General features: G+C 40.5%; 10 protein-coding genes. 8 read left to right on the top strand and 2 right to left on the bottom strand.

The features are described from left to right. Window positions 1-236: 236 nt before the first annotated feature. The 5 genes from RYH73_RS21090 to RYH73_RS21070 all read left to right on the top strand — a co-directional run bounded on the left by RYH73_RS21090 (window position 237) and on the right by RYH73_RS21070 (window position 12,931). Window positions 237-4,238, top strand: a complete 4,002-nt coding sequence (locus RYH73_RS21090; protein ID WP_335315466.1) for a hybrid sensor histidine kinase/response regulator transcription factor — start codon at window positions 237-239, stop codon at window positions 4,236-4,238. A gap of 202 nt (window positions 4,239-4,440) precedes the next feature. After that, entirely contained in the window at window positions 4,441-7,299 is a 2,859-nt protein-coding gene (locus RYH73_RS21085) for a TIM-barrel domain-containing protein (protein WP_335315465.1), read from the top strand. Between the two features lie 39 nt (window positions 7,300-7,338). After that, complete coding sequence (locus RYH73_RS21080) at window positions 7,339-10,434, top strand: SusC/RagA family TonB-linked outer membrane protein (protein ID WP_335315464.1); 3,096 nt, start codon at window positions 7,339-7,341, stop codon at window positions 10,432-10,434. 18 nt (window positions 10,435-10,452) lie between these two features. Further along, window positions 10,453-12,042 (top strand): RagB/SusD family nutrient uptake outer membrane protein, encoded by a 1,590-nt coding sequence (locus tag RYH73_RS21075; RefSeq protein ID WP_335315463.1) that lies wholly within the window; start codon window positions 10,453-10,455, stop codon window positions 12,040-12,042. Window positions 12,043-12,064: 22 nt separating this feature from the next. Continuing rightward, a complete protein-coding gene (locus tag RYH73_RS21070) occupies window positions 12,065-12,931 on the top strand; it encodes a hypothetical protein (RefSeq protein WP_335315462.1) in 867 nt (288 codons plus the stop codon). A gap of 47 nt (window positions 12,932-12,978) precedes the next feature. On the opposite strand, the gene RYH73_RS21065 is transcribed toward RYH73_RS21070, so the two are convergent. Together RYH73_RS21065 and RYH73_RS21060 are read right to left on the bottom strand one after the other, a co-directional pair. Next, on the bottom strand, window positions 12,979-14,058 hold the full coding sequence (locus RYH73_RS21065) for a Gfo/Idh/MocA family protein (protein WP_335315461.1): 1,080 nt from the start codon (window positions 14,056-14,058) through the stop codon (window positions 12,979-12,981). Window positions 14,059-14,127: 69 nt separating this feature from the next. Continuing rightward, window positions 14,128-14,349, bottom strand: a complete 222-nt coding sequence (locus RYH73_RS21060) for a hypothetical protein (RefSeq protein ID WP_335315460.1) — start codon at window positions 14,347-14,349, stop codon at window positions 14,128-14,130. Between the two features lie 158 nt (window positions 14,350-14,507). Between RYH73_RS21060 and RYH73_RS21055 the strand changes: the two genes are divergently transcribed. The 3 genes from RYH73_RS21055 to tamL all read left to right on the top strand — a co-directional run bounded on the left by RYH73_RS21055 (window position 14,508) and on the right by tamL (window position 22,515). Beyond that, a complete protein-coding gene (locus RYH73_RS21055; protein ID WP_335315459.1) occupies window positions 14,508-14,699 on the top strand; it encodes a hypothetical protein in 192 nt (63 codons plus the stop codon). 231 nt (window positions 14,700-14,930) lie between these two features. After that, the gene (locus RYH73_RS21050; protein WP_335315458.1) at window positions 14,931-20,225 is read left to right on the top strand and encodes a translocation/assembly module TamB domain-containing protein; all 5,295 of its coding nucleotides are present in this window, start codon (window positions 14,931-14,933) and stop codon (window positions 20,223-20,225) included. Next, window positions 20,215-22,515 carry a translocation and assembly module lipoprotein TamL gene (gene tamL / locus RYH73_RS21045; RefSeq protein ID WP_335315457.1) on the top strand — a complete coding sequence of 767 codons (2,301 nt, stop codon included), beginning with the start codon at window positions 20,215-20,217 and terminating at the stop codon, window positions 22,513-22,515. Before RYH73_RS21050 ends, tamL begins: the two co-directional genes overlap by 11 nt. Window positions 22,516-22,596: the final 81 nt, after the last annotated feature.

The following is a 22,596-nucleotide window of genomic DNA, read 5'->3' as shown; positions in this document are numbered from 1 at the left end:
TGGTTACTTTCTGCAGAGACTAAATATAAATATTCCTTTTTTTAAAAAGCAAAATCACCGTTAAGCTTATTAGTAATTGGAAATCATGCCGATTTTACATAAGTTTGATGAATTAAAAAGCTAACGATAACCAAACAGTTTTGATATCTTAATCTGCTATCGATTTCACTGAATAAATTGCTTTAACCGTGCTACGAATTACCTTATATACCTTAGTTCTGACACTGTGCTATACAATGACAACGTTGGCACTACCGTTGGATAACATACGATTCTATCAACTCAATGAACAGCACGGCTTGTCTAATAACCATATCAGTACCATTATCAAGGACTCGCTGGGCTTTCTATGGTTCGGTACCTCTGCAGGATTAAATCGATATGACGGACAGCAGATTAAAATATATCGACATTCGAACACGAATCCTAATAGCATAAACGACAATAATGTCAACAACTTATTTATTGGACCAGATCACAAACTGTGGGTAAAAACAAAAAAAGGCATTAACATTTATGAGGATAGACAGGAGCGTTTTATCCGGAACATTGATAGTGCATTACATACCTATGGATTGCCGGTAGATGATATGCTACAAATAACGGAAGATAAACAAGGCTTTTTTTGGTTCTTAACCGCTGAAAATGGACTATTCCGTTACGACCCGGTAAAAAGGCAAAGCGTCCGTTTCGCTGCCAAACAGATGAAGCGTATAACAGGCATGGCACTTTCTAAAGAAAATGGGGTCATACATTTGATATACGCCAATGGCTTAATAGAAACGATTGATACTCGATCTTTGCAATGCCTACGGCGTTATACATCCGTTCTAAAAGCAATTAAAAACCAAGGGGATGCTGATTTTAGGTTATTTTGCGATAGGGATAATGACCTGTGGATTTTCGCTGCAGACGTGCCGCTGGGTATTTATTACATAAAAAAAGGGACAGTTGACGCATTGCATATACACCATGCAAGCAAACCCACATCCCTCAACACAGATGTAGTTACCCATATTACCGAAGACGAAAATAATAATATTTGGCTGGCAACCGACCATGGGGGGATTAACCTGCTGCACAAGAAGGATTTTACAGTTTCTTACATATTGCATCACGATGCTAATAGTTCAACCATCGCGCAAAATAGCACTATTTCACTCTATAAAGACAATCAACAAATTATATGGATCGGCACATACAAACAAGGGCTTAGTTATTACCACAAACAGCTGTTTATGTTTCCCCTGGTAAATAAACAAAACGGCTTGCCATTTGAGGACGTCAACCGGTTTGTGGAGGATCGTCATGGCAATTTGTGGATTGGCACAAATGGCGGGGGACTCTTGTACTTTGATCGTGCAAAAAATCGTTTTGAATCTTATAAGCAAAGTAGTTCACCCAATAGCCTAAGCAGTAACATCATCGTAAGTATGTTGCTCGATACAAATCATAAGCTTTGGTTAGGCACCTATTATGGAGGTTTAAATATTTTTGATGGCAAAAGTTTTAAGCGATACCCCATAGGATCGGCTAAGGGCCGACGCCCCCAGGATAACAGCATATGGGAGCTGTACCAAGATAGCAGGAAGCGAATCTGGGTTGGCACACTTTCCGATGGCCTGTATTATTATGAAGCTAGCGAAGATCGGTTCGTTGCCCTAAATGATGAGCGCATACCGAAATATATATCTGCCATCACCGAAGACAGGAATGGCAATCTCTGGATTGGAAGTGCTCAAGGTATTGTTGTGCTAAATCAGTCTAATAAAATAATCCACACGTTCATCGCCGAAACTAAAAAAAATAGCCTCAGTAATAATTACATCTCCGATTTATTAGAAGATAAACAAGGAAGAATGTGGGTGGCTACACAGGATGGACTAAACTTATATAAACCAAGTATAAAGGGTTTTCAAACATTTCGGGATACAGATGGTCTACCCGATAATTTCACCTTGAATTTATTAGAAGACAAACAGGGCGAACTCTGGATAAGCACGTTAAAAGGCTTATCATGCATAAACTACAGCGGTACCGATCACGAGTTGCTGGATATTAAAAACTACCATACACAAGATGGTTTACAAGGTCTTTCTTTCAATGAAAATGCCGCATTTAAAACCAAAGCAAATGAGCTTATCTTTGGTGGTGCCGCCGGCTTTAATATCATTGTGCCCGAAAATATTCCAAGCTTACAAGAAGCCTTTAATCCTGTAATCACTGAGTTTTCACTATTTAATAAAGCCTTAGAGATTGATAAGGAATATCAGGGCCGCTCCATTTTAACTAACTCTCCTACCTACACCAAAAGTATTTCATTAAATTATGATCAAAATATTTTTACGATTACCTTCTCACCTCTCGATTATATCGCGAAAGAACATCGACGCTTCATCTATCAGTTAGAGGGATTTAACGACAATTGGCTGCCCGACCCAGGCGATCACAAAATAACCTTCACCAACTTGGACCCCGGTGTATACGAGTTTAAGGTAAAAGCATCGCTTGACAATGGACAGTGGAGCACGCCTTACACATTGTTACATATTGAGATAGCGCCACCCTTTTGGAAGACACCACTAGCTTACTTAACTTATGTTGTATTGACCGTTACCACGCTCCTCTTAATCAGACATATCGAGAAGCAACGTCAAAAGAGTAGATTTAAATTGCAACAAGAGCGTGAAGAATATAAACAAGCCATCGAAATAGATCGTTCTAAAACCCAGTTTTTCACCAATATAAGCCATGAATTTCGCACTCCTTTAAGCTTGGTAATAGCGCCGATTGACAAGCTACTGGAGGAAAACCCGAGCAATAGCCAAAGAATTCACTTGCAAACCATGAGACGCAATGCGAAACGCTTACTAAATCTGATCAATCAACTCCTTGACTTAAAAAAAGTTGATAGCAATAAATTAAAACTAGACTTAAGTTTAGGTGACATGGTTTCCCTCATTAGAGAACATGTTGACTCTTTCACAGATTTGGCCGCTACAAAACAAATTGAGCTTGTATTCCATGCTAATAAAAGCAGTTTATACACCTATTTTGATTATGAAAAACTAGAACGTATCACCTTCAATTTGCTGAGTAATGCGCTAAAATTCACCGACAAAAATGGTAAAGTGCACGTATCGCTGATGGTGAGCGATACCGAACCGCCTCATGAGTTGCAGATAGAAGTAAAGGATACCGGAATAGGTATACCGACTTTTCAACAAGAAAAGATATTTGAACGCTATTTCCAACATATACCGAGTCACAGGCTGTATAATCAAGGCAATGGGATTGGGTTATCCATAACGCATGATTATGTACAATTATTAGGCGGCACCATAACACTCCAAAGCCAAGAACATATTGGTAGCACCTTTACCATAACCTTACCCTTATCTTCTTCTACAGAGAACATCTTTGCCCTATCGGAAGATTCACAGGAACCTATACCTCAAGAGCGCGCAAAAGAAAACAATGGAAAGCTTTCCTCTATACTTCTAGTTGATAATGATGAAGATTTGATCTTTTATCTATATGAAAACTTAAAGTATAAATTTCATTTGGATTATTCTTTCGATGCACAAACAGCTTGGACAAAAGCCTTGGCCCTGCATCCCGATCTGATTATTTCAGATATACAAATGCCAGGAGGTTCCGGCATTGATTTATGCCGAAAGATAAAAGGTGACGCCCGCACCCGCCATATTCCGGTGATTTTGTTAACAGCCTACAGCGATGCCGACATTCAAATCAGTGCTACGAGGGCAGGCGCATCCGATTATATTATCAAGCCGTTCCATTTTCAGCTTTTGATTTCAAAAATAGACAATCACTTAAAGCAAAAATCAATGTTAGAGAAGACCTACAGGAAACAACTTGAAGTAATACCTTCTGTAACTGCCATTGAATCTGCCGATGAAAAGTTTCTACGGCGCGCGGCTAAAATTACGGAAGACAATATCTCTAATGGGTCATTTTCCGTCGAAGAACTGGCTTCGGCTTTAAACATCAGTCGTGTAGGTTTGTATAAGCGTTTATTAGCACTAAATGGCCATACGCCTACCGAATTTATCCGTAACATCCGATTGCGCAAAGCGGCTCAACTCCTAGCAAAATCTAATTTAAGTGTGGCGGAAATAGCTTACCAAGTAGGCTTCAACAATCCAAAACAATTCAGTAGATATTTCAAAGCGATGTATTCTGTGTTGCCCTCTGTTTACAAGCTTAATCAATAAAACGAGCGCTGTTCCATTGTAAACCCTTCTCGTTTATATTTACGGATGGATTGGTTAACGAAAACACCCCCATTTATAAACATTTACATCCCCTCATGTATTGCAGGTACACGTAGTTTTGCCTCATCAGTTTTACCAGACTAACCGAAACTAACCGATGCTCGTAAAACAGAACAAAAATTTTGTAATAAGCCATAAAAGCATGCCAAAACTACGTACTCTTTTTACCCTATTTTGCTGTAGCATACCTTTTGCCCTAAGTGCACAAAAAGCCAACTACAAAAAAACAGAACACGGTATTTCCCTTACATTCAGTAAAGCATTAGGGGCAATTGATCAACAGATAACCATCGACTTTATACGTGATGGTATTGTACATGTTCGATCTACCCCCTTGCTTCATTCCGTAAAAGCCTCCGAACAACTGGCTATCACCGATACGCTTAGAAGTAAACCGGGTGAACTGCTAGTAAAAGAAACCAATGATTATGTTTATATAAAAAGCAAGGCTATCAACTTAGCCGTTTCACTGTATACGGGTCAAATAAATTTTTTAAACCTTAACGGCGACACGATCTTATGTGAAGCACCTAGAAATACACAAACATTTGCCTCTTCCGCTGCAAATGGTGATGCATTTTACCGTATTAAACAGGCTTTTCAGATATCTGAACAGGAAGGTCTCTATGGTTTAGGGCAGCACCAAAATGGTATTATGAATTACCGGGGCAAACAAGTTACCCTGTTGCAATACAATACAGATGTAGCCGTTCCGATGTTGTTATCCACAAAAAATTATGGTCTTTTATGGAATAATTATTCGATTACGAAAGTAGGTGACACACGTGCGTTGTTACCACTGTCAGGCCTTACCTTATATGCTAAAGACGGCCAAGAAGGTTGGCTAAGCGCGAGCTATTTGAATAAAGCCGACGAAAAAGAAGTCTTCGCAATTCAGGCCGAATCAGATATTGCCTACAACGATTTAACGGACATACCTAAATTTCCACAAGGAGTTGATTTATCCAAAAGTTTAGTTCGCTATGAAGGTCGTTTTAGCTCGCCTTTCTCGGGCCTACACCGCTTGCATTTTAAATATGCGGGTTATATAAAAGTCTGGATAGATGGCAAATTGCTGCAAGATAGGTGGCGCGAATCGTGGAATGCAGGAAGCTTTGAGCTCGAATTAGCCACTGAAGCACACAGAAAACATGATATCCGCATCGATTGGAAACCTGAAGGGGCGCAATCATACTTGGGAATAAATTGGCAACGCCCTATTCCACCATCAGATCAACGGAATTTTAGTTTCGATTCAGAAGCTGGTGATGGAGTTGACTATTATTTTATACAGGGAAGCAACATGGATCAGGTCATCAGCGGCTATCGTACCCTAACAGGCAAAGCGCCTATCATGCCTAAATGGGTATTTGGTTACTGGCAAAGCCGCGAACGCTATAAAACGCAGGCAGAAATTTTAGATGTAGCGGAAGAATTCCGTAAACGCCGCATCCCTATAGACAACCTTGTCCTCGATTGGTCGTACTGGCCTGAGAAGGATTGGGGCGGACAAAATTTTGATACTGCACGCTTTCCGGATGCAGCAGGAATGATTTCACAATTGCATCAAGATCATTTTAAGCTCATGATATCGACTTGGCCAAAGGTGAACGAAGAGTCGACCGTATTTAATCAATTCATGAAAAATGGATGGTTGTATCGCCGAAATATTACTGATGGTAGAAAAGATTGGATCGGTAAAGGATATACATCTACTTTTTACGACCCTTTCAATGCCGATGCAAGGCGCGGATTCTGGGATTTACTCAATGAACGACTTTATAAAAAAGGTGTTGATGCCTTTTGGATGGATGCCAGCGAGCCTGATATCCATTCCAATATCAGTGTTCAGGAAAGAAAAGATGTATTTCAACCCGCTATCGGATCCTCAACCCGCTACTATAACGCCTTTCCATTGCAAAATGCCAAAGGCATTTACGAAGGTCAACGAGCGGAAGACCCTAATAAACGGATCTTCATGCTTACGCGTTCGGGTTTTGCCGGTCAACAACGCTATGCAGCAGCAACTTGGAGTGGCGACATCTCCTCTAGTTGGAATGACATGAAAGACCAAATAAGCGCTGGCCTAAATTTTTCCATGTCTGGACTACCATACTGGACGATGGACGTCGGTGGCTTCTTGGTAGAAAAAAGGTTTTATACCCCCAATACGGCCGATCAAGAAGAATGGCGCGAATTGAATAGCAGATGGTATCAATTCGGAGCCTTCGTACCTATATTTCGAGCGCATGGACAATTCCCATTTCGCGAGCCTTTTAATATTGCACCCGAAGGGCATCCAGCCTATAATAGCATGGTATACTATATTCAACTCCGTTATCGTCTTCTCCCCTATTTATATAGCTTGGCTTGCAAAAGCTATCATGACGATTATAGTATGTTGAGGGGCTTAGCAATGGACTTTACCAATGACGCCAAAACTTATGAAATAGGCGATCAATTTATGTTAGGTTCCGCTCTGTTAGTAAACCCTGTCACTAAAAAAGGTGCTACCAGTCGCCCGGTGTATTTACCCAGTGGCTTCACCTGGTATGACCTTTATACAGGAAAACCTTACAAGGGAGGGCAGCAGATCGACGCCGAAGCACCTTTCGAGCGCATCCCCGTATTTGTAAAGAGTGGGTCTATTTTACCTATTGACCCTGTAAGGCAATATACCGATGAGAAAATTGAGGGGCTTACCACGCTCTATATTTTTGAAGGAAAAAATGCCGATTTAACCCTATATGAAGACGACGGGCTGAGTTATGACTATGAAAAAGGAATCTTTAACCGCATTCAAATCAAATACGATAATCAGACAAAAAGTCTCACGATATCAGAAAGGAAAGGAAAATACCAGGCAACACCTAAAACTCGGAAATTCAATATCGTGCTAGTCGATCAACAGCGACCAAGGGGTATAGACCATCAGGTTAAACCGAACACAAGTATTACCTATACAGGTAAAAATATAAAGCTAAAACTAACGAACAATTAAATCAATAAACCAACAGCTATAAGACCTAAAAACATGAGTATGCTAACAATAAAAAAAACCGTTCAACAACTTGGGACATGGCTATTACTGCTACTGTTTTCGCTACAAGCAGCCCTTGCCCAGCAAGCGATTAAGGGAAAGGTGGTCTCCTCTGAAGACCAACTGGCGATCCCTGGCGTAAGTGTAAAAGTAAAAGGAACCACGCAAGGGGTTTCAACAGATGGGAATGGCAACTTCTCTATTAATGCCAACGTTGGTCAATCTTTAATTTTCTCTTACGTTGGAATGGAAGAAAAAGAAGTAAAATTGACTTCTGCCAATTCCATTAACGTAACATTAACCCCCACCACCGGAAACCTAGACGAGGTGGTGGTAGTAGGTTATGGTGTGCAGCAAAAGAAACTAATTACCGGCGCATCGGTTCAGGTAAAAGGTGATGATATTCAAAAGCAAAGTACTACCAATGCTTTACAAGCATTACAAGGACAAACACCGGGTGTTCAGATCAGCTCTAGCTCGGGCCAGCCCGGGGAAAGCATGCGTGTCATTATCCGAGGCGTAGGAACGATCGCCAATGCCAGTCCGCTTTACGTGGTAGACGGTGTTCTAACAAACGACATCACCTATTTGAATCCCAACGATATCGCTTCGATTGATGTATTAAAAGATGCCGCATCGGCAGCTATTTATGGTTCACAGGCCGCCAATGGGGTGATACTCGTTACCACTAAAACCGGCAAATCAGACCAACCTGCCCAAATTTCTGTAGATACTTATACCGGCTTACAAAAATTGGCCAGAAAGATTGACATGCTCGATGCCGAATCGTACGCCATTATTATGAACGAAGGAGCGGTTAATGCCGGGAAAGCGCCATATTTTACCAATGAACAGATAACCAACCTCGGAAAAGGCACGCTATGGATGGACGAAATGTTTAAAGATAACGCCTTAACCCAGAATTATTCCTTAAGTGCACAAGGAGGGGGTACAAAATCTACCTATTCTACTTCTTTCGGCTATACTTCACAAGAAGGAATTGTCGGAGGTAAGAGTTTATCTAATTATGAACGTTTCAATTATCGCATTAATTCAGAACACAATTTATATAACGACATTATCCGCTTAGGTGAACATCTCACATTTACCTATTTGAACAGTAACGGGATTGGCGTAGGCAATCAATACAACAATTCGTTAAGAGGCGCCTTTAATACCAGTCCGTTGGTACCAATGTACGATGAAAATGGAAATTTTTATGATAATACGAATTCCTCCTGGAATACAGGTGAAGCGAATCCTTACGCCACCATGTATTATAGTAATCAAAATGATCGTAATAGTCAGCGTTTATTTGGTGATGTTTATTTAATAGTAGAACCTATTAAGGGCCTGCGTTTTCGAACCAGTTTGGGGCTGGACTACAATGTAAATGAAAGCAGATCTTATACACCCATATATAGGCTTTCCGCTTATTCTTTCAATGATTTTTCCCGAATCAATCAAAATATGGGAAAGAATAAGTCCCTCCTATGGGATAATTTACTCAGTTATACTTTCGATGTAAAAGACGATCACCACTTTGAGGCCATGATTGGATCTTCGGCCTTTCAATACGACGGATCGAGTATTTGGGGAGCGAATATAAACGCCGTGTTCAATGATTTAGAGCATGCCTGGCTATCCAACGCCACCAATGCAAACGATGCTACGCAAATGACTTTAAGAGGTGCGCCGGACGATCCGGATAAACGCATGTCATATTTTGGACGGCTCAATTATAACTATAAAGGCACCTATTTGTTGAACGCTACCTTCCGAGCAGATGGATCATCCAGGTTTGCAAGTGGTAATCGCTGGGGTTATTTCCCTTCTATTTCAGCTGGTTGGGTTATCTCCAATGAGGCTTTTGCAGAAAGCACCAAAAGCTGGTTGGATTTCTTTAAACTAAGGGCAAGCTGGGGGCAGGTTGGAAATCAAAGAATAGACGCTTTTCAATTTATGTCGCCCGTAACCTTTCTGAATACCAATTATATTTTCGGAAATCAAGAGGGGCTACTTACACCCGGAGCCTACCCAAGTCGCTTAAGCAATGTTAACTTAAAATGGGAAACCTCACAACAGACAAATATCGGTTTTGACGCCCGATTGTTACAAAATCGTTTGGACGTTGCCTTCGATTGGTATGATAAAATTACAAAAGATTGGTTAATCCAAGTACCCGTATTGGCAACGGCCGGAGCAGAAGCACCATTTATAAACGGTGGTGATGTAAAAAATACGGGCGTAGAATTAGCCTTAAATTACCATGATCATATTGGAGAGTTTAATTACAGTGTAGGTGTTAATGGTACCTACAATAGAAATAAAGTAGGAAGTATACCCACTTCCGATGGAATTATCCATGGCGAAAATAACCTATTATTTGCTAATTCCGGTGAATTTTACCGCGCTCAAAATGGCTTTCCCATTGGATATTTTTGGGGATATAAAACCAATGGAATTTTTCAAACGGAAGAAGAGGTTAACAGCTACCAAAATGCCAATGGCGCTTTGATACAACCTACTGCACAGCCAGGAGACGTTCGTTATGTTGATGTAAATGGTGACGGACAGATCGCTGAGACGGATAAAACCATCATTGGCAACCCAAATCCCGACTTCACCTATGGTTTCAATATAATGGCTAATTATAAGGGTTTTGATTTAGCGATTCAGGCTACAGGCGTAGCAGGTAATCAATTGGTGCAGTCGTACCGCAATCATACCGATCCCTACGCTAATTATACAACAGCTATATTCGATCGTTGGCATGGTCCGGGATCATCGAATACAACACCGCGCATTACCGAAGACGCACGTAACTGGACCAATTTTTCGGATCTATACATTCATGATGGCGATTTTCTACGTATTAGCACCATCACATTGGGTTATGATTTTGGTAAAATTATTAAGAAGAATTATTTAAGAAAAGTACGTTTGTACGCCTCTGTACTAAATGCCTTTACTTTCACGAAATACGATGGTATGGATCCGGAAATAGGTTATACCGAAGGCTTTGCCAGTGGTGTCGACCTGGGTTATTACCCTAGGCCTCGGACTTTTATGATTGGAACCAATATTACTTTTTAACCAATTATCTATTGAAAAATGAAAAATTTCATTCTTTATACGCTTTTAGCGAGCACATTAACAATAGGATCTTGTACGAAAGGATTTTTAGATACAGAACCAATAACGGAATTAACGGACGAAAATTTTTACCGTACGGCTGATGATGCCTATAAGGCCTTAGTTGGTTGTTACGATGGTTTACAGATAGTTTGGGCCGGAGGCGTTAGTTTACCTGTTGCCACAGAAATATTGTCTGACAACTGCTTTGGTGGTACGGGTAATTCCGATGGCTTTGGCTATCAAATGCTAGACGAATTTGATCGTTTACGTTCGCCCGCCGATCAAAATTTGTTTGTTGATAACTGGATCGCCTACTACAAGGCGATTTACCGATGCAATATGCTTTTAGGAAAACTAGACGATATAAACTGGGGAGATCAAGCTAACTTACGCCCTGTATATGAGGCGGAAGCACGCTTTATACGTGCCTATTTATATTTTGACATGATCAGGTTGTGGGGGCATATTCCTTTGTTAACGGAACCAAGTAGTGATAATATCCCGCAATCGGATCCAATAGAAGTTTATAAGGTTATTACCGGCGATCTTCAATTTGCTATTACCAGTCTGCCAAATACTTCTTATGCAAATCAAGCTACCGCTACTTACGGACGTGTTACGAAATGGGCTGCTGAGAGTTTATTAGGGCGTGTATTTCTATATTATACCGGTTACTACAAGCAATCAGATTTAGTAGGTATGGTAGATCGGAACACGGCACTTAGCTACCTTGAGGACGTTATTAATAATGGCGGTTTTTCGCTCGTAGAAAATTTCGCCCATCTATGGCCGGCCTCCTTAGAAAATTATGTGGGTGAGGATAATAAAGAAACTGTGTTTGCTATCAAGTATACTTTCACGAGCGACTATGATGGAAATACCGATGGTAATCACTGGATGGTTATGTATGGTATGCGCGAGCAATGGAGTTTTCCTTATGGCAACGGATGGGGTGGCGCAACGGTCAATCCAAGGTTATGGAACGTTTATAATAGAAATGATAGTCGCAGGGCCGCCTCCATCATTGCTATTAATGAAGAAGGAATAAACTTTACGAACCAAGCTCGACAAAGAGAATATACCGGCTATTACAATAAAAAATACACGCCCTTAGTAGATGAAAACGGGAACAGTATTGCAGTTAGTAAAGGAGGAGTCAACTTTCAAATCGGTCAATTCCAAGATTATGTATCCATCCGCTATGCGGATGTACTCTTAATGGCGGCAGAACTGGGAAGTGCCAACGCCCAAACTTATTTCGACGCCGTACGCAGGCGGGCTTTCGGTACTAATTTTTCCGCTCAACCGGTGAGTCAGTCAGCCATTATGAACGAACGCAGACTCGAATTTGCCCTAGAAGGGATTCGCTACTGGGATTTACTCCGCCAAGGTGTTGACGTGGCCGCCTCCACAATCGCTGAAAGTACAACGGTATTAAATGGCGGCCAAGAAGCTCGCAAAACTATTAGTGCCAGCAAAATCAACGAAACAAACGGATTACAACAAATTCCGAATAATCAAATAACACTGTCAAACGGTGTGCTGACACAAAATAGTGGTTGGTAAGGAAATCTTAACATACAAAACGATGAACCTAAAAAGAATAAATATAGGATTAGTTATTAGCACAATGATGCTGATAATTTCATGCCAGAAAAACGACTACAAGTTAGCCGAACCCTTGGATAAATCCCAATTCCAGTTTGAAATTGTTCAAGATTTCAATGCTGATGCCGGCGGTAATACGGTTATATTGAAAAACAATACGCCTGAAACCATATCCATGTGGGATTATCAAACGGGAAAATCCACTCGGCAACAAGATACTGTACGCTACGCGTTTAAAGGAGATTATACGATAAAGTTTTCGGCGGTAACCGGTGGCGGTATAGTTGAAGTAGATTCTGTAAAAGTTTCTGTAACAGAAAATAACCTAAATTATGTGTCGGACCCTATGTGGACTAATATCGCTGGTGGCGCAGGCCATGAAAAAACTTGGGTACTTGATACCGATGGTCTCTTTTTTGAAGGCCCATTAACCTTTGTTGATCCGAACAATTTTGCTAACGTTTGGTGGGACGCAGGCCAAGGAATCTATCCAGATAATATGGCCAAAGGGGATTATGGCGAAATGACCTTCTCTTTGATCGCTGGTCCCGACTTTAGTAATATCAAGAAAATGGAAAATAATGTTCAGGAGAAAGGCACCTATATGCTCAACTTGGTTGATAAAACGCTAACATTAAATGGGGGTACTATACTCCGCGGTTACAAACCATCCAAAAACGGAATTACCGGCGTGTCCGATTGGACCACCTATGAAATTTTAGCGCTCGATGAAAACACCCTTCGTCTTGGTGTTTACCGGGATCGAGATGTAGATGGCGAGGGTTTAGCTCTTTTAGTATATAATTTTATATCCAAAGACTTTGCTCAAAGTCAAAATAACGAATAAAACATAGCGGCAGGTTTCATGTAAAAAATCGAAACCTGCCACTCATTTTACAAAAGAACGCGCCTGCCTTCCTTAGCTGATTGTTTGGCGGCTTCTAAAATTTCTACCACGATCACATTATTGCTTAAAGAAGATAAATCATCCTCGGCCTTTACTTCTCCTTTTAGAAGCGCCTCCAAATATGCCAAATGATTTTCATAGTATTCATTTGTAAGCGGAATCGTTTCGGATTTTTCAGGTGACGTATATTTTAAAAGGGTTGTACCATTTACTGCATGCCACTGCTCTTGCGTACTAAATACTTGTAAATCCTTAACACTATAAGGCCAACACCATGACGCTTGGATAATTCCCGTGCTTCCATCTTGATATTCCAACATAATCGTAGCATCGTCATCCACTTTTGGATAAACTGAAGGTTTGAACTGTTTCGTAACAGCCGTAACGGCTACCGGTTGTTCCCCTTTTTTAAGCCAAGTCATTAAATTTGCCCCATAACACCCGAAATCCATTAGTGCCCCTCCTCCATTTTTGACAGGGTCCGTTAGCCATCTGAGAAAATCTTCACTACACCCGATTTCTTTAGGGCCCTCGTGACCGTCTTTCACTAACATTTTTGTAATAGTTCCAGCAGCCTGTTCATCCACTAAAGACTTAAGAAGTTGATTACTTTTATACCAAGTAGTTTCATAGTTAGTTAAAAACAGCGTCCCATTTTCCTTCGCTAATTGAGCAATCCGATTAGCTTCCGCCTTAGTACTTGCTAAAGGTTTTTCTACCATTACAGGTATTTTTAACGGCATGCATAATTCGGCGACCTGCACGTGCTCGTTAGTTGGGTTATAGGCGAGTACAGCTGTCGGTTTTACATGCTGTAGTAAGGTGGCAAGATCTTTATAAAATAAATTACCGGGAATTTTATACCTTTTTTGCATTCTTTGCACTAACTGGCCGTCCGATTCGGCTATTCCCACGATCTCGACCTTCTTTTGTTCATATAGATTTAATAAGAGATGAACGTGATCATGATTTAGACCCGCCACGGCCACTTTTAGCGTTTCTTTACCAAATAAATGGCTCGATGTAAGCAAAACAATCGCAAGTGTTACTTTAAATACTAGATTCATAAATATGCATGGCTGTTTAACGACGCTAAAGGTAGCTATTCGTTCAAACAAAAAAACAATGTATCCTAATTATTGCAATTGCTCAGGTCGAACGATATTACGCACAATCCATTCTTCCTCCTCCTCGCTCCCGCTTCTTTCCAAAAATATAGTATAGGTATGTACGGTTCCGTCTGTACCTTCAATATCGACATTCGCGTTAAATTCCTTTTGTTCTGAGGCTTCGTTTTCTTGAATAAGTTGGTGAATATGATTGCAAACCCAGTCCTTGATCTCTTTATCTGTATGCATATTTAAATACCCTTTTGCTTATTAATACAATCGAGCCAACACTTTGTTGGCATGTTAGCTCCAAGAGAAAGGATAGATAAGGTTAAACCTTTTTCTGAAAAGCGTGTTTAGATTAAGGGCACAAGAAAAAAGTGCGATAGGGAAAAAGATAGCCAGTGATGAGTAAGATGATAGATAGTGATAAAAATAGCAGTAAGACGGAAGTGGAAGACGATTACACCGCGCATAAGGATAATCCCGGACCAGCACCTGAAGCATTTGAAAAAACAGACAAGGGTTCGGGAAAATTCCTCTTTCTACTACTGGCATTGATTCTCTTCGTGTTAATTATTGTTTGGCTGCTCAGCTAATAAATACGCTTAACATGTAACAATGATCGCAAAAAAAAATCAAAAAGAAACGGATTTAAGGCTCCACCGGAGCGGTCTTTCACCAAAGTTTGATACCTTTGCTTTTTTCTTTTAGTAGTGCATGTTATGTCTTCGGTCATTTAAACCGCAATGGTCAAAAGAAAAAGTGATGCATTTGTTAGAAGCATCAAAAATAGATTAATTTGAGAACACTTTTAAGTATATATTATTTTGAATAAGGTTGGAAGAATTGCACTTAAAACTATTTTATGGATCGTCGGCAGTATCATTGGCTTAATACTCCTTATTTTTATTTTAATCCGCATTCCATCTGTTCAAAATTTTCTCGTACAGCAGGTTGTATCCTATTTAGAGAAAAAGATTGAAACGCCTGTTAAAATCGAAAGGGTTTCACTTGATTTGCCAAAGTTATTGGTACTGGAAGGTGTTTATTTCGAAGACCAAAAGAAGGACACATTGCTTGCCGGAGATCAACTGAAAGTTGATATTAGTCTATTGAAACTACTGAAAAACAAAGTTGAAATAAACGAGATAGATTTAAGAGGAATCACGGCAAAGATTGATCGCACCTTACCGGATAGTAGCTTTAATTTCGATTACATTATACGCGCCTTTGTCAGTGAGGAAGAAACGCCTCCGAAGCCTGAGGACACGACATCGACCATGGAATTCTCCATTGATAAAATAAATCTCGATCGTATTCGTCTGGTTTACAAAGATGAAGTTATCGGTACAGACGCCGATTTTAATTTGGGACACCTTGATACCCGAATTAAAATTTTTGACTTAAATAAAATGCAATTTGAGATTCCTAAAATTAACGTAAAAGGAATCAACACAAAGGTCAAACAATGGGCTGTCGCTGATTCTTCGGATGTCCCCAATACGAAAGATTTTGGTGTGGAAGAAGTGACCGGAAGTGATGCTCCCCTACCCGATATTCAACTTGGAAGCGTCAATTTTGAGAACATAAAGGCGCAATATACAGATGAGACCAGTGCCTTAAATGCAAATATTTTATTGAATCGCCTTCTCGTGGACTTCAACCGCATCGATCTCAATAAAGAGCAAATTGATATAAAACAGGTTTTACTAAACGACCATACGGCAAAAATTTCATTTGGAAAGACCCTAAATCGAGAAGTGAAGCAAGCAGGAACTGATACAAGCGAAAAATCCACTCCAATGAACTGGCAGGTGAAAATCGCTGATTTAGTCATTGATCAAAATAAGCTAGCTTATTTTGATGCCAATCAACCACGCGTTGCAAAGGGTATGGACTACGGAAATCTCGATATGATCAATGTAGATGCCAAAATGGCTGATTTCTTTTTCTCAATCGATTCCATTAGTGGTATACTGAAACAATTAAATTTTAAGGATAGAAGTGGCTTTACTATCAATAAAGCGGAGGCTGATTTTGTTTACACGGAAAAAGGAGCCAGCGCCCAAAATCTGTATATCGAAACACCAAATACATTGATTCGAAATTATGCAAAAGTAAGTTACCCTTCACTTGAACAAATTACCGAACATATCGGAGAGATTCAGGTAGATGCCAATATTGAAAAGAGTAAGTTGGGAATGAAAGACGTACTCCTATTGGTTCCCGACCTTGATACGATGGAGGTAATGAAACCCCTGCTTGCGCATACTTTTTTTATAGACGGACAGGTAAAAGGTCGTGTGGATGATCTCCAACTATCCAACATCGTGTTCAGCACTTTAGACCAGACCCGCCTACAAGCTAGCGCTCATCTAAAAGGACTTCCTGATATTGATAAATTTTATATGGATCTACAGTTAAAAAATTTAGAAACAGGAAAGCGAGATCTCGATCGTTTGATAGCAAAGAGCATGCTTCCCGATAGCATCGAACTTCCTAAACAGCTGAAGTTAAACGGGCTATTTAAAGGGGGGCTCAATCAGTTTACCACCAATATGCATCTGCAGTCTTCTATGGGAAGCGCCAACCTACGTGCAAATTACGCCGCAGGACGAGACACCACCTACGATACCGATATTGCGATACGAGATATAAATGTGGGGCATCTCATGAAAATGGATTCGACCCTGGGGAAGATATCCTTTACCGCACAAATCAAAGGAAAGGGACTTGATCCTTCGAAATTAATAGCTGATGCAAAAGCCGAATTAATTAGCGCTGAAGCAATGGGTTATACCTATACCAACATCACCTTAGCGGCGAAAGCCAATAGTGGTGATGTAGAAGCCTCGCTAACTAGCGATGATCCAAATATAAGTCTGAACGGAAAAATTGCTGCCAAGCTCAACGAACGATACCCAAAATTTACACTGAATTTATTGGTTGACAGTATTAATACAAAGAATCTCAAACTTACAGACGATAATATACGTTTCCACGGTAATTTCGTTGCAGATTTTGATTCCGCTGATCCTGACTACCTAAATGGAAAACTCGATCTAACGAAAGCCATTATTGCGTACAATAATGATCGCTATGTCTTAGATACCATCAGTGTCATTGCCCAAGCGGACAGCACTCAGAACCTCATACAGTTACGCTCTGAGTTTCTCACGGCTCATATGATAGGCAACTATAAGTTAAGTACACTCTCTTATGCTTTTCAGGATGTGTTGAACACCTATTATAATCCCAATCCTACAATCGATAAAAAAACGGGGTTACAGGACACCATCCCAGCCTATAGCCCGGCCGAAATCGAATTTGGAGCAACATTTCGACGATCACCACTGATTATCCGTGTTATGCCGGAATTAACAGAAATGCAACCTATAACTTTGGACGGTAATTTTAATAGCGAAACGAAATCGATTAATGTCAAAGGTGTGGCTCCAAAAGCAGTATATGCAGGAACTGATATACAAAATGTAAGTTTTGACATCAACACGTTGGATAGTACGCTCTATTACGCCTTACTCGTGAATAGCATCAAGGTATCGAGCATAGAAATTATAAATACACTTTTAAGTGGTACCGTAAAGAATAGTTCAATTGATGCCGGTTTGTGGATTAAAGATAAAAAGGGTAAGGAGCAATATCATTTAGGTGCTAATTTATTGGCACGTGCTGAAGATTTTCTCTTCTCCTTAAAAGAGGACGGGCTCATGTTAAATTATGATAAATGGGCCGTAAATCCACAAAATGTTATCAGCTTTGGTTCAAAAGGTTTGTTGGCATCTCATTTCGACCTCAGCCAAAGTGGACAGGAAATGAGCATTGCCTCGCAAGATTCTGTACCGAATTCACCTTTAGCCGTTGATTTTAAAAATTTTCGCATCGAAACCTTTGCCAATATGGTAGAAAGCGCCAGTTTAGATGTCGGTGGTGGGATTAATGGTAACGCCTTGGTTGATCGCCTCGATGGTTATCCGGTTTTCACCTCTGATATAACGATCAACGACTTCTACTTTGGTCAAGACACTATTGGAGATATTGGTCTTCAGGTCAATAACGCAAAAGAAAATACTTACAATGCCAACATTACCGTACAAGGTAAAGGAAATGACATCCAACTAAGTGGTGATTATATTACCCCCTTGGACGCTGAATCAACAATGGACTTTGATTTGCTCGTCAATAATCTTAATATGAGCACGCTAGAGGCCTTTAGTTTCGGAAACCTAAGGCGTACTTCGGGGGGTATTTCCGGAAAACTCGACTTAACCGGAAGTTTGGATGCACCGGTAATCAATGGTGATTTGGTTTTCAATCAAGCCAAAATGAATATTTCCATGCTGAATGCAACATTTAGCATGGATCAGCAACACGTTAATTTTAATAATCGTGGCATTAGTTTTAAACAGTTTACCTTAACCGATAGTATTGGTAATAAGGCGATAGTTAATGGCAATATTCGAACAAAAACTTATACTGAGTTTGTTTTAGGTATGGATATAAAAGCCAATGATTTCCAAGTGCTGAATTCAACGGAGGTTGATAACAATTTATTTTATGGAAAACTGAACATCGATACTGATCTTCGCATCCGTGGCGCTGCTATGAGCCCATCTGTAAATGGTACCTTAAGAGTGAATAAGAGTACAGACATGACCTTAACGATGCCGGAAACAGACCCTGGTTTGGTAGAACGCGAGGGAATTGTAGAATTTACGAGCTTAAGTCCACGAGACAGCGCCGAAATCCTTGCAGTATACGACACAACGGAAACAAAAGCGAATACCATTATGGGGATGAATATATCCCTGAATATTGATGTAGACAAAGTTGCTGCTTTTACAGTGATTGTTGATCCAGGAACGGGCGACAAATTATTTGTCAAAGGACAGGCCTTATTGAACTTTGGCATCAATCCCGGAGGCGATATGACGCTTGCAGGAACTTATGAAGTGGAAGAAGGTAACTATTCGCTTTCTTTTAACATGATCAAAAGGAGATTCGACTTCAAGAAAGGCAGCACGATTACTTGGGGTGGCGATATCATGGATGCTGACCTCAATATGACGGCCATTTATACCTTACAGGCGCAACCAATTGACCTTGTGCAAAATCAGATTGCGGGTGCACAAGCCAATTATTATAGGCAACGTCTTCCCTTCAATGTCAACCTGCATATTGGTGGAAAAATGTTGAAACCGGAAATCTCCTTTGACATTGACTTGGGTACGGGAGGAAACGCAAGTACGGTTTCGCAAGATGTCACGCAAACCGTGCAGTCCAAATTGGCGCAATTAAAGGACAATCCATCTGAAATGAATAAACAAACCTTCGCCTTAATCGTATTAGGTAGGTTCATTGCGGAAAATCCTTTTTCAAGTGCCGGAGGATCAAGTGCTGAAACCATGGTTCGTTCCAGTGTAAGTAGCTTATTGACCAGCCAGTTAAACAAATTAGCTGGCGACCTAATTGCGGGCGTGGAATTGAACTTCGATTTACAGTCTACAGCCGACGATTACAGTACCGGTCAAGCGCAAACACGGACTGACCTGAATGTTGGGGTATCTAAACGAATGTTAGATGATCGATTAAAGGTAACCGTTGGGTCTAATTTTGAACTGGAAGGCGGTGGACAACCCGGGCAAAAGGCCACGAATATTGCCGGCGATATTTCGATCGAATACCAGTTGTCCAGAGATGGGCGATATATTGCGCGCGTTTACCGCAAAAATCAATACCAGGTAACCTTACAAGGACAGTTTATAGAAACAGGTTTAGGTTTTATTATCAATATGAATTACGATGAATTCAAAGAGTTATTCATGAACGCTAAACGGCTTCAACAGCTCAATGATAAACGAGCTGAGGAGATGAAAGAGCATTTGGAACAAAATGATGAGGATGAAGAGGACGAGGAGGGCCTAGATAGTTTAGAACTTCGTAAAGATCAACAAAATAGAGGTAACAAGCAGTTTAAAGAAACACCCCCGGAGAAAAAGCAAAACCCATCTCCTACGGACCAGTCTGAAAATGCAAACAAAGCCTACCGGAATGAAGATGAAGTCACCGAGCAAAAACCAGAAAAGAGCAACGATGAGGGTTAGAATATATACATATATAGCAATTTTAATATTTTTCACTTCCTGCAGTAACATCAAATACCTAAAGGAAGGAGAAAACCTATACGTCAAGGGGGAGGTTGAACTAAATAACGATTCGATTCCCGATCAATATCGGGCACCCCTAACCGAACGGTTGGAAGAAGTGTTACGGCCACGACCGAATAAAAAGTTCTTAGGTTTACGTACGAAATTATATTTCTACAATATTGCTGGCCAGCCAAAGAAAAACAAGGGCTTTAAACATTGGTTAAAAAACAAAGCTGGCGAAGAACCTGTGTTATTGCAAGATGTGAATGTATCCTATAATGAAAATCTGGTCCGAAATAGACTCGAGAACATTGGCTTTTTCAATGCATACGTAAGCACTGATACGACTATTAAAAATCAGAAGGCGACGCTTAATTATGTAGCAACCACAAACAAGATATACCGCATCAATAAAGTCACTTACGAGGTAGATACTACTACTCAAATCGGAAAAGAGATCAAGTTAGCGCAATCGGGCTCCTTACTAATACCCGGCAGACCCTATAATTTGGACCGGATCATCGCCGAGCGCGAGCGAATTGAAAATATGCTCAAAGACAAGGGCTATTATTTTTTCAGTCCAGATCACATTTTGGTCCAGGTGGATAGTATGATTGGCAATCACATGGTTGATATGAATGTCAAACTGAAAGACGAAACGCCTAAAAATGCTAAGCAACCCTACACCATCAATAATATTTTCATTTATCCAGAATACTCGTTGGTACAGGGAAATTACGAAATAGCAACACCTGCCGATGCGGAGGAATATAAAGGTTTCTATTTCATAGACCCGCACCGTACCTTCCGAAAATTTGCGCTTGCACGTACTATGTTTTTTCATAAGGGCGACCTTTACAATCGCGATCGACAAAATCAAACCATCAGTCAGCTTGTTGGTATGGGGACGTTCCGTTTTGTGAAAAATAACTTTATGTTGGTTGATCGAGGAAAGACCAATAAGCTAGATGTTCATTATTATCTAACGCCGCAACAGAAAAAAGCCGTCCGTGTTGAATTGCTCGGTAAAACGGCTGCCGTTTATAACGGATCCGAAGTGAATGTCAGTTGGAGCCATCGAAATGCTTTTAAGGGTGCTGAACTTTTACGTTTAACCGCCTACGGTGGCTACGAAGTACAATCTGGTGGAGGTGTCAATATCAATTCCAATTTTTATCGTTATGGTTTAGAGGCGTCTTTAACCTGGCCGCGCATTATTGCACCTTTCGGGTGGGAACCGACACGTCGTTTTGTGCCGCATACCACCACTTTAGTGGGTTACGAATTTTTAAACAGACGGCAAGCCTATCGCTTAAACTCATTACGTTTTGCTTGGGGATATAATTGGCAGGAATCTGCAAAAAAAACGCACCAACTTAATTTATTGGATATTGCCTACGTACAACCGGTAAATGTCACGCCGTTTTATGATAGTCTTGCGAACGACTTTCCTTATTTACAAAGAGCTATCGACCGGCAATTTACCTTTGGCCCAACTTACAAATTCACCTATACCAATACCATGGAAACCGATAGGAAGCATACTTTCTATTTTTCCGGGGGACTGGATTTATCCGCCAATACGGTAGGTTTGATCTTAGGATCTAATGTAAAAAAAGGCCGACAGGATAGTATCTTCAATGCGGCATTTTCGCAATATATCAAGACCGAAATTGAGTATCGTCATTATATGAAATTAGGGCAAAATCGGACGCTTGCTGCAAGGGCCTTGTTCGGTTATGGTTATTCCTATGGCAACTCAACACGACTTCCCTATGTAAAACAATTCTTTGCCGGCGGTCCAAATAGCTTACGTGCTTTTAGAGCCAGGGCAATCGGGCCGGGTTCCTATAATCCGGAACGTTTCGGTAATGATAATTTTGTACCGGACATGACCGGTGACATCCGTATGGAATTCAACCTGGAATATCGATCAAAGATTGTTAGCATATTAGATTGGGCCGCCTTTGTTGACGTTGGAAACATTTGGTTGCAACATGCAGATACAGTATTTCAAGGCGGAAAATTCTCCAAAGATTTCTTTAAAGAACTGGCCGTAGGAGGGGGTTTGGGGTTACGTTTTGATTTAACATTCCTCATCTTAAGAACAGATCTTGCAATTCCATTCCGGATCCCATATTTACCGGATGGTCAACGTTGGGTATTCAATAAGATCAACTTCAGGGATCCAGATTGGCGACGCGATAACTTAGTCTTTAACTTAGCAATAGGTTATCCTTTTTAGGGCAACTTATCTTGCCATTCCCATTCCTTTTTACTATTTTACCGTCGTGCAGGATTGAGGTAAAAAACAATAATTTTAAAG

Origin of the sequence: Olivibacter sp. CPCC 100613, from assembly GCF_036959255.1 — a bacterium.
Classification (GTDB): domain Bacteria; phylum Bacteroidota; class Bacteroidia; order Sphingobacteriales; family Sphingobacteriaceae; genus Olivibacter.
The sequence above is the reverse complement of the archived record's forward strand: the minus strand, read 5'-3'. Positions and strand labels throughout refer to the sequence as shown.

Bases quoted from the DNA above. Each gene is read 5' to 3' on its own strand.
- RYH73_RS21090 (WP_335315466.1), top strand. From the start codon at position 237: ATGACAACGTTGGCACTACCGTTGGATAACATACGATTCTATCAACTC.
- RYH73_RS21085 (WP_335315465.1), top strand. From the start codon at position 4,441: ATGCCAAAACTACGTACTCTTTTTACCCTATTTTGCTGTAGCATACCT.
- RYH73_RS21055 (WP_335315459.1), top strand. From the start codon at position 14,508: ATGAGTAAGATGATAGATAGTGATAAAAATAGCAGTAAGACGGAAGTG.
- RYH73_RS21065 (WP_335315461.1), bottom strand. From the start codon at position 14,058: ATGAATCTAGTATTTAAAGTAACACTTGCGATTGTTTTGCTTACATCG.
- RYH73_RS21060 (WP_335315460.1), bottom strand. From the start codon at position 14,349: ATGCATACAGATAAAGAGATCAAGGACTGGGTTTGCAATCATATTCAC.
- RYH73_RS21075 (WP_335315463.1), top strand. From the start codon at position 10,453: ATGAAAAATTTCATTCTTTATACGCTTTTAGCGAGCACATTAACAATA.
- RYH73_RS21070 (WP_335315462.1), top strand. From the start codon at position 12,065: ATGAACCTAAAAAGAATAAATATAGGATTAGTTATTAGCACAATGATG.
- tamL (WP_335315457.1), top strand. From the start codon at position 20,215: ATGAGGGTTAGAATATATACATATATAGCAATTTTAATATTTTTCACT.
- RYH73_RS21080 (WP_335315464.1), top strand. From the start codon at position 7,339: ATGCTAACAATAAAAAAAACCGTTCAACAACTTGGGACATGGCTATTA.